Here is a 9,088-nt window from a genome sequence, read left to right as displayed (position 1 = left end):
GGCCCCACCCTCACGTAGCCCTGCAGAATCGATCTGACCTGCGGTTATGACCGCTGTCGCCGAGCAGCTCAGCGCACCCGGCGTGGACGTCCCGGCGGCTACCGGGCGCGCAGCCGGCGCGTGAGCGGGAGCATGAGCGCCGACGCGGCCAGGCAGTGCGCGCCCATGGCCGCGATCTGTCCCGGATAGCTGACGCCGCCGTCGATCAGCAGGCCGCTCACCCCCGGGCCCACCGCCGCCGCGCACACCACGACCGCCACCACGACCGCGCGGATCGCGCCGAGGTGCCCGACGCCGTACACCTCCGGCCAGGTCGCCCCGAACAGGCTGAGCGACAGGCCGTTGGTGACGCCGTAGAGCGCCATGAAGGCGAACACGCTCCACTGGCCCTCCGCCGTGCTCAGGACGAACAGCCCGCAGCCGAGCGGCAGCAGGAAGTACGGCAGCATGGCCAGCGCGGTCAGCCGGTCGAGCAGGTGGCCGCCGGCCAGGTTGAACACCACGGTCGTCGCGGCGTACACGGCGAACGCCGACCCGCTCGCCTCCGGCGACCAGTCGCGCAGCTCCGCCAGGTGCGCCTGGTGGAAGAAGACCGTGTTGCCGATCAGCGCCGGCGCCGCGACGGCCGGCATCAGCAGATAGAAGTACGGATCGCGCAGCGCTTCGGCACGGGTCCAGGTGCGGGCCGTCGCCCCGGTGGCCGCCGCGCTCTGCGCCGCACCGCCCGGCCGGCGCTCCCGCGCGAACAGCAGCGGGAGCAGGCAGCCGGCCACGGCCAGCACCGCCGCGGCCCCCCACCACGCGGACCGCCAGCCGGCCCCGGCGGCCACCGCGACGGCCAGCACCGGGAGCAGCGCCTCGCCCGTGTTCAGCCCCAGCGTCGCCACCGACACGGCCCGCCCGCGCCCGCGGCTGAACCAGCGCCCCATCAGGGTGAACGAGGTGTGCGTCATCATGCCCTGCCCGAAGAAGCGGAGCAGCACCAGCGCCGCGAACAGCACCGCCACATGCGGCGACAGGGCCATCGCGACGGCGCCCAGGGCGAGCGGGGGCACGGTGACGCGGACCACAGCGCGTGCGGAGTGGTGGTCGACGACAGGGCCGACCCGGACCAGGGCGAGGACACCCACCAGCGTCGCCGCCGTGTACAGGCCGCCGAACGTGCCGTGCGAGAGCCCGTACTCCGCACGGATGTCGTCGGAGAAGAGCGAGATGAAGAAGGTCTGGCCGAAGGACGAGAGGAAGAAGAGCAGGAAGCCGCCGGACAGTAGCCGCACGTCCCCGCGGGCGAAGCCGCCGGCGGCCGGAGAGCGGGGCGTGCGCTCGGGCGCGCCCTGGGCCGTGCTCCCGGGCACACGCTTGGGCAGGCGCTTGGGCACGCGCTTCACGCTGCCGTCAGCGGTGCGCGCGGGCAACCGCCGGAAGGCTGTCGTCGCGCCTCGGCGCACCCGGGTCCGCGGTCGCGGTGTCCGCGGTCGCGGTGTCCGCGGACTCGATGACCTGGGCCGCGTAGGCCGGGAAGTTCAGCGGCCGGCTCACGTCCCGGTGCGCGGCCATCATCTGAAGGTCCCGCCAGAATCGCGCGAGATCGCTCGCTTCGTGGTGCGCGGCGGTTCCGGTCAGCTGGACCAGCCGCTGCACGGCCCGGACGCACAGCCGCGCCAGATACGCGCGGTCCCGGCCGATCACGGCGCCCTCCTGGGGAGTCAGGGCCCGCCGGCCGACGCCCGCCGAGTGCAGGGTGCCGCACACGGCGTCGTACAGATGACGCGCGCAGGCCAGTTCCGCCGCGCTCTCCGCCAGCCCGTCCTGCACCAGCGGCTGGTCCAGGGCCTTCGCCCGGCCGCCGCCGCGCGGCCTGAGCGAGGCGACGTAGTGGTCGAACGCGCCTTCGGCACAGCCCATCAGCGGCCCGATCACCACGCTGTTCATGTAGTGCAGATAGGGGACGGCACCGAGGTAGTCCGCGGACCGCCAGCGCTCGCCGAAGCACGCGTCGAAGGGGGTGACCAGGGACTCCGCGACGAAGACGGCGTCCACCCCGATGTCCTTGGAGCCGGTCGCGGACATCCCGGAGACATGCCAGCCATCCTCCACCCGCACCTGGTCGGCGCGGAGGGGGACCAGGACGCGTTCCGGCGTGCTCGCCGGCTCGTACCAGCCGTTCAGGACGATCCAGTTCGCATGGTCGACGGCGGAGCAGAACCGCCACCGCCCGTCCACCTCGAAGCCGCCGGGAACCCGGGTGATCCGCCCGTCGACCGGAGCCGTCGCCGTGCAGAAGACCTGCCGCGCGCCGGAGGCGAACAGCAGTCCGGCCGCTTCCGGCGACAGCCGGCCGGCCAGCGCCGCGTGCCCGCCGACGACCCCGATGGTCCAGCCGGTGGAGGGGCAGGCGCGGGCCGCCCGCCGGGCCGCCTCGGCCAGGGTCGGCCAGCCGCCGCCCGGCCCGCCGTGGCAGGTGGGCGCGGCGAGACTCAGCAACCCGGAGCCGAGCAGCTCCTCGACGGTCTCCTTCGGCAGGGTGCGCTCGCGCTCGGCGCGGGCCGCACGCGCCCGCCAGGTGTCCGCCAGCTCCTCGACCCGGGCGCAGACGTCGAGGTCCGCTCCGGCCGGTGGTGCGCCCTCGGCGCTCATACGGTCCTCCCCCGCTCGCGGCCCCCGACCCGGCGCGCCGAGGCGTCCTCGAAGCGGAACTCCTCCGGGATGAGGGGATCCCCGGCCAGTTCGAGGAACTCCGCGAGCCTCCCGCCGTCGTCCGAGGCCACGAACTCGTAGAAGTTGGTGGCGTGCCAGATCACATGGACGTGGTGGAACCGGTCCCCCAGCGCGGCCGCCAGCTCGTCGAACCCGACCTGCCCGTCGGTCATCCGCAGCAGCATCTGCCGGCGCTTGCGCTCGATGTCCTCCGGGGCGAAGTACGCCGCCTTGTGCACCTCGTCCTTCACCCGCTCCCGGCGCCGGTACTCCCGCGGGTCGGGGTGGTTGAGCTTCTCCAGGAAGAACGCGAGCCCGTCCGGCCGCAGCAGGCCGGCGACGTGCTCGATCTGCGCCGCGCGCTCCTTGCCGTAGAACTGGAAGGCGGCCGTCTCGTAGAGGAAGTCGACCCCGTCCCGGAACGGCGCGTACTCGGCGCGCTCGTGCAGCGTGCGGCTCGTCAGGCGGAAGAGCGACTCGGGGAAGTAGCGCGACACCTCCGGGTCGGCATAGCGGCGGAACCAGGGCTCGTTGGCCCGGTTCGGGGAGCTGGTCAGCGTCTTGACGCGGCCCTGCGAGAAGGCGGCCAGGGTCCGCCCGTTGGTGCCGTCGAACGCGTCGGCCTCGTAGAAGGTGAAGTCCCTCGGCTCCGCGGCCGACCTGCGCTCGGCCAGCCGGCAGAGGGCGACCCCGACCCGCGACATCTCCTCGAGTATGCCCGGGACGCTGGCCATGAAGTGCTGGAAGAGGGGGCCGGAGCGCTCGGTCATCGCGTCCTGGTAGTCCAGGAGCCGCCGGTCGTGGACCGCGTCCCGGATCGTGGAGCGGACCGGCACCCGCGGCACCTGGTCCCGGCCGGTGGCGATGTCGTCGAACCGGTCCGCGAGCCCGATCATGGACGAGGCCGCGATGTACTCCAGGGCCTCCTCGCCCCCCGCACCGCGCGGTGCCCCGCCGGCACCGTGCGGCGTGCCGTCCGGGGCCGTGGTGCCCTCCGCTGTCATCGTCCCGCCTCCTTGCGTGCCTGCTCCGCGGTGTGGTCCCGGGCCATCGCGCGGCAGAGCGCGAGCCGGTCGGTCTTCCCTGACGCGGTCCTCGGGAACTCCTCGTAGAGGGCGATCCTGGCCGGCACCATGTGCCAGTCCAGCCGCTCGGCGCAGAATTCCCGCAGCTCGTCCGCGCCGACGGCGGACCGCTCGCGCACGAGCACGCAGGCCGCCGGTACGTGGCCCGCCTGCTCGTCCGGCACCGGCACGACCGCGGCGTCGACCACGTCCTCGCACCCGCGCAGCAGGGCCTCGATCTCGTGCGGGTCCACCTGGAACATCGCCCGGCCGAAGCCGTCGTCCTTGCGGCGCACCCAGTGCAGACAGCCGTCCCGGTCGCGTGTGAACAGATCGCCGGTGCGGAACGTCCGGCCGCCGGACGGGTCGGCGGTCAGCACCTGGGCGGTCAGCTCGGGCCTGCGCCAGTAGCCCTGCATCACCAGCTCCCCGGACACCGCGAGCTCGCCCACGGTGTCCGGTTCCGTGACCGGTTCGCCCGCGTCGTCGACGAGCGTCGCCCGCACGCCCGGGATGGGCCTGCCGACCGATCCGGGGCGGCGGTCGATCTCCTCCGGCGGCAGGCCGCAGACCCGCTTGCACTCGGTGAGGCCGTACATCGCATGGATGCGCAGCGCCGGAAAGGCAGCGCGCAGCACGGCGGTGTGCTCGGGCGGGAGCCGCTGTCCGGTGCTGCACAGATAGCGGACGGAGGGGATCGCGAACCGGCCGAGGTCCTCGTGCGCACACACTCGTGCGAGCACCCACGGGAAGGCGTGCACGGCGGTGACGCCCTCGCGGTTGACGGTCTCGATGATCCGCTCCGGCCGGTCCGTCAGCCCCCGGTCGAACACCGCCCGGCCGCCGTATGCCAGCGGCATCATGATGTTGTAGAAGCCGAAGTCCGCGCCGATCGGGCTGAAGCTCAGCACCACGTCGTCGGCCGTGTTCGCGAGATACCCGGTGACGGCGGTGAAGGCGGCGGACATATTGGCGTGGCTGATCACCACGCCCTTGGGGTCGGCGCTGGAGCCGGAGGTGTAGAACACGGCGGCCAGCGGGCCCTCGACGGGAATGCCCGGCCCCCCTCTGCCGCGCGCGACCGGGCGCGGCCGGCGCAGCGGCGCCCGGCCGCGCCCGGTGCCGAGCGGGATCACGGCGTCCAGGTCGGTGACGCCGAACAGGTCGCCCAGCTCCTCGGCGCGGTCGGTGACGAGGACGGCGGCGTCGGTCTCGCCGATCTGGTGCACCAGCTTGGCCCGCCCGAACGCCGGGTGCGTGGTGGCGAGGCAGCACCCCGCCTTGAGGATGCCGAGGACCGCCGCCACGACGTCCGCGGAGATCTCGGCGTACACCACCACGCGGTCGCCGGGCCGCGCGCCGAGGAGCGGCAGCGCCGCCGCGTACTCCTCGGCCAGCGCGTTCAACCGCCCGTAGGAGGTGTGCGCGCCGTCGAGCGTGAGCGCGGCCCGCTCGGGCCGCTCCGCGGCCTGCCGGGCGAACAGCGAGTGCAGCGGGGTACGGAGGGCGGAGCCGGGTCCGCGCGGCATCAGTAGGACGATGCTTCGACGAGGTCCAGCGAATGGCGTTCGGTGCCCTGCAACGGCGGGTTGAATACGCTCAGCAGCGTCAGATCGCTTCCCGGATCCGCACGCAGGCAGTGCCGGTCGTGGTTGTCGAGCGCGTACAGCACCCCGGGGGCGATGCGGTGCACGGCGCCCGAGGTCTCCTCGATCTGTCCGGTGCCGGAGACGCAGTAGCAGGCTTCGAGATGCGAGCGGTATTCCAAGTGGGAGAAACTGCCCGCGCGTACCACGGTGTGGCACACGGTGAATCCCATGTTGTCCACCGTGGTGAGCAGCCGGACGCTGGTGCCGTTTCCCCACTCGACCTCGAACTTCGACCCGGCCAATTCGCTCAGCGATCGGATCAGCATCGGAGCACTCCAGTGTTGGTGGTCGCCAGCATGGGTGAGTGTTACCGAATTGCGGAGTCGGATATCCCGGGGAGAACGGGGCCACCGACGGAGAGGGTTGCGCGACGGAGAGGTTGCGTAACTGCGGAAGCCGTTCACATCGGCACGCCGTCGATACCTAAGCGTGGCACGAGTTCAGGGGACGGTACCCCATTGCGTCTTCAACAAGCAAGCAGGAGTACCACCTCTCGACGGCCCGATTCAGCACCGAGCTGACGCCGGGACGGGGTGGCCGTCCGGGTCCCGGGGCCCGACCCCTAACCGCCCGATAGGGCCCGGTAGGGGTTGCCACGGCCGTTGGCGCACGAGAATCCTCCTGGCTGAGGACAGGCGAAGAACACGGGAAGGTGCCTGGCCATCGCGTGGGAGCCGACCGTCCCGAGAGCACGCGGCCCCGCCCTTGCCGAATTCCCTTCCTCAGCATCTGTGAACCCACCCTTGCGGAGAACGGGGAGAACTGTGCCTGCACACACAGACCACCAACCGGCGTCCAGCACGTTCTGCGGCGGGTGAGTGCCGTGGTGGCACACGGCGATGGCGACCGCGTCCTGGTGACCGGCGGCGCCGGGTTCATCGGCTCGGCCTATGTGCGACGGCTGCTCGACGGCGCCGGGGACCCGGCCCGGGTGACCGTCCTGGACAAGCTGACGTACGCGGGGAACCCGGCCAACCTCGACCCGGTGCGCGACGACCCGCGATTCCACTTCGTACGCGGCGACATCATCGACCCCGAGACCGTCGACGAGCTGGTGGCGACGCACGACACCGTGGTGCACTTCGCGGCCGAGTCGCACGTCGACCGCTCGATCAACTCGTCCGCGGCCTTCGTCAGCACCAACGTGGTCGGCACGCAGGTCCTGCTCGACGCGGCGCTGCGGCACGGCACCGCGCGGTTCCTGCACGTGTCGACCGACGAGGTCTACGGCTCGATCGACGCCGGCTCCTGGCCGGAGACCGACCCCCTGCGCCCCAACTCGCCCTACGCCGCGTCCAAGGCGTCCTCGGACCTGCTGTGCCTGGCCTACGCCCGGACGCACGGCATGGACATCCGCATCACCCGGTGCTCGAACAACTTCGGCCCGTACCAGTACCCCGAGAAGATCATCCCGCTGTTCGTGACCAATCTGGTGCTCGGCCGGCAGGTGCCGCTCTACGGCACCGGGCGCAACGTACGGGACTGGCTGCACGTCGAGGACCACTGCCGGGGCATCGAGCTCGCCCTGCGGCACGGGCGGCCCGGCGAGGTCTACAACATCGGCGGCGGCACGGAGATGTCCAACCGCGACCTGACCGGGATCATCCTGGACCAGCTGGGCCACGGCCCGGAGCGGATCGAGTGGGTCGAGGACCGCAAGGCCCACGACCTGCGCTACTCGGTCGACTGGTCCAAGGCGGCCGGGGAACTCGGCTACCGGCCGCGGCACGACTTCGCCGAGGCGCTGCGCGAGACCGTCGAGTGGTACCGCGCCCGCCGGGACTGGTGGGCACCGCTGCGTGGAGAGCAGGACCTGGAGGTGGCCCGGTGAAGGGGATCGTTCTGGCCGGCGGCTCGGGGACGCGGCTGCGCCCGCTGACCCAGGTGCTGTCCAAGCAGCTGCTGCCGGTCTTCGACAAGCCGCTGATCTACTACCCGATGTCCGTGCTGATGCTGGCCGGCATCCGGGACATCCTGGTGATCAGCAGCCCCGACCACATGGAGCAGTACCAGGGGCTGATCGACGACGGCAGCGGCCTGGGCATCAACGTCCAGTACGCGGTGCAGGAGGAGCCGCGCGGGCTCGCGGAAGCCCTGATCATCGGCCGGGAGTTCGTCGGTGACGACCAGGTCGCGCTGGTGCTGGGCGACAACATCTTCCACGGCCACGACTTCGCGGGGCTGCTGCGCGAGCAGGTCGCGCAGCTGTCCGGCGCCACGCTCTTCGGCTACTCGGTGGCCGACCCGGAGCGGTACGGCGTCGCCGTGCTGGACGACGGCGGGCGGCTGGTGGACATCGAGGAGAAGCCGGCCAACCCGCGCTCCAGCCTGGCCGTCACCGGCCTGTACCTCTACGACAGCCGGGCGTGCGAGTACGCGGCCGAGTCGAGGCCGTCGGCCCGGGGCGAGTTGGAGATCACCGAGGTCAACCAGCGGTTCATCAAGGACGGCCAGGCCCGGCTGGTGAACCTCGGGCGCGGCACCACCTGGCTGGACGCGGGGACGCACGAGAGCCTGCTGGAGGCCGCGAACTACGTCCAGGTGCTCCAGAAGCGCCAGGGCGTGCAGATCGCCTGTCTGGAGGAGGTCGCCTACCGGATGGGCTACCTCGACCACCAGGGGCTGGAGGCGGCCATCGAGCGGGTCGGCTCGGCCTCCGACTACGGGGCCTATCTGCGCAGGGTCGGCGCCGAGGAGCCGCTGCCCGACCCGGTCGGCAGGGGCTGAGCCCGGGACTGAGCCGGGACTGAGCCCCGGGCTGCCCCTTGCTGTTCCGTCGCAGGCCGCGGCTGCGTTGTGGCTTGGCGCGCAGTTCCCCGCGCCCCTGAAGCGCCCCTGCGGGGCGCCCCGCAGGGGCCGCGGGGAACTGCGCACGCAACCAGGACAACAGCGGCAGTCCGCAGGACCTAGTTGTGCCGAGGGGGGCGCTCGGTGCCGCCGGAGAGGTCCACGCCGTTGGCCAGCAACGCCAGCTGCACCCGGTTGTCCAGGCCGAGCCTGGCCAGCAGCCGCGAGACATACGCCTTCACGGTCGCGACGCTGAGGAACAGCTCCTCGCCGATCTGGGTGTTCGACATGCCCTCGCCCACCAGCCGGGCCACCTCGCGTTCCCGCTCGGCGAGGTCGGCGGGCAGCCCGCTGGCCCGCGCGGGCCGCGCGCGGGCCGCCGGGCCGGTGATCTGCGCGATGAGCTGGCGGGTGACCCGCGGGGAGAGGGTGGGCTCGCCACTGGCGACCTGCCGCACGGCCCGGACGATCTCCTCGGGCGCGGTGTCCTTGACCAGAAACCCGCTGGCTCCGGCCTGCAGCGCGTCCACGACGTGCTCGTCGAGGTCGAACGTGGTCAGGATGAGGACCTCGGGCGCGTCCGGCCGGCTGCGCAGCTGCCGGGTGGCGGTGACGCCGTCCACCTTGACCATGCGGATGTCCATCAGCACCACGTCGGGCCGGTGCTGCGCGACCGCTGCGGGGACCTCGGCCCCGTCCGCGACCTCGGCGACCACCCGTACGTCGGGGACGCCCCGCAGGATCATCGCCAACCCCGCCCGGACCAGGGCGTCGTCGTCGACGATCAGTACCGAGATGGTGTCCGTCACGTTCGCAACCGTAGCAGCGGTCCCGCCCCCTACCGCCGGATCCGGGGCGCGGTTAGGGGTTCGGGAGGGAAGCGGCACAGGG

8 protein-coding genes are annotated in these 9,088 nt (G+C 72.4%); 2 read left to right on the top strand and 6 right to left on the bottom strand.

What is annotated here, in order from left to right:
* Positions 1–98: 98 nt before the first annotated feature.
* From G5C65_RS24810 to G5C65_RS24790, 5 genes are read right to left on the bottom strand one after another with little or no spacing between them, the layout of a single operon-like run.
* Positions 99–1,379: an MFS transporter gene (locus tag G5C65_RS24810; RefSeq protein ID WP_206442225.1), complete on the bottom strand. Its 1,281-nt coding sequence runs from the start codon at positions 1,377–1,379 to the stop codon at positions 99–101.
* A 16-nt stretch (positions 1,380–1,395) separates the two neighbouring features.
* The gene (locus tag G5C65_RS24805; RefSeq protein ID WP_165301144.1) at positions 1,396–2,637 is read right to left on the bottom strand and encodes an acyl-CoA dehydrogenase family protein; all 1,242 of its coding nucleotides are present in this window, start codon (positions 2,635–2,637) and stop codon (positions 1,396–1,398) included.
* Positions 2,634–3,701, bottom strand: a complete 1,068-nt coding sequence (locus tag G5C65_RS24800; RefSeq protein ID WP_165301143.1) for a class I SAM-dependent methyltransferase — start codon at positions 3,699–3,701, stop codon at positions 2,634–2,636. The genes G5C65_RS24805 and G5C65_RS24800 overlap by 4 nt, the downstream gene beginning before the upstream one ends.
* The gene (locus G5C65_RS24795) at positions 3,698–5,290 is read right to left on the bottom strand and encodes a class I adenylate-forming enzyme family protein (RefSeq protein ID WP_165301142.1); all 1,593 of its coding nucleotides are present in this window, start codon (positions 5,288–5,290) and stop codon (positions 3,698–3,700) included. Before G5C65_RS24795 ends, G5C65_RS24800 begins: the two co-directional genes overlap by 4 nt.
* The gene (locus tag G5C65_RS24790; RefSeq protein WP_165301141.1) at positions 5,290–5,676 is read right to left on the bottom strand and encodes an ectoine synthase; all 387 of its coding nucleotides are present in this window, start codon (positions 5,674–5,676) and stop codon (positions 5,290–5,292) included. The genes G5C65_RS24795 and G5C65_RS24790 overlap by 1 nt, the downstream gene beginning before the upstream one ends.
* Positions 5,677–6,236: 560 nt before the next feature.
* Between G5C65_RS24790 and rfbB the strand changes: the two genes are divergently transcribed.
* Both rfbB and rfbA read left to right on the top strand, forming a co-directional pair.
* Positions 6,237–7,241, top strand: coding sequence for a dTDP-glucose 4,6-dehydratase (gene rfbB / locus G5C65_RS24785; protein WP_338146635.1), 1,005 nt, complete (start codon positions 6,237–6,239; stop codon positions 7,239–7,241).
* Complete coding sequence (gene rfbA, locus G5C65_RS24780) at positions 7,238–8,137, top strand: glucose-1-phosphate thymidylyltransferase RfbA (RefSeq protein ID WP_165301139.1); 900 nt, start codon at positions 7,238–7,240, stop codon at positions 8,135–8,137. Before rfbB ends, rfbA begins: the two co-directional genes overlap by 4 nt.
* 179 nt (positions 8,138–8,316) lie before the next feature.
* On the opposite strand, the gene G5C65_RS24775 is transcribed toward rfbA, so the two are convergent.
* Entirely contained in the window at positions 8,317–9,006 is a 690-nt protein-coding gene (locus G5C65_RS24775; protein WP_165301138.1) for a response regulator, read from the bottom strand.
* Positions 9,007–9,088 lie beyond the last annotated feature (82 nt).

This window comes from Streptomyces boncukensis (assembly GCF_011045075.1).
Classification (GTDB): domain Bacteria; phylum Actinomycetota; class Actinomycetes; order Streptomycetales; family Streptomycetaceae; genus Streptomyces; species Streptomyces boncukensis.
Note: the sequence above shows the minus strand (reverse complement) of the source record. Positions and strands in the feature narration are given on the sequence as shown.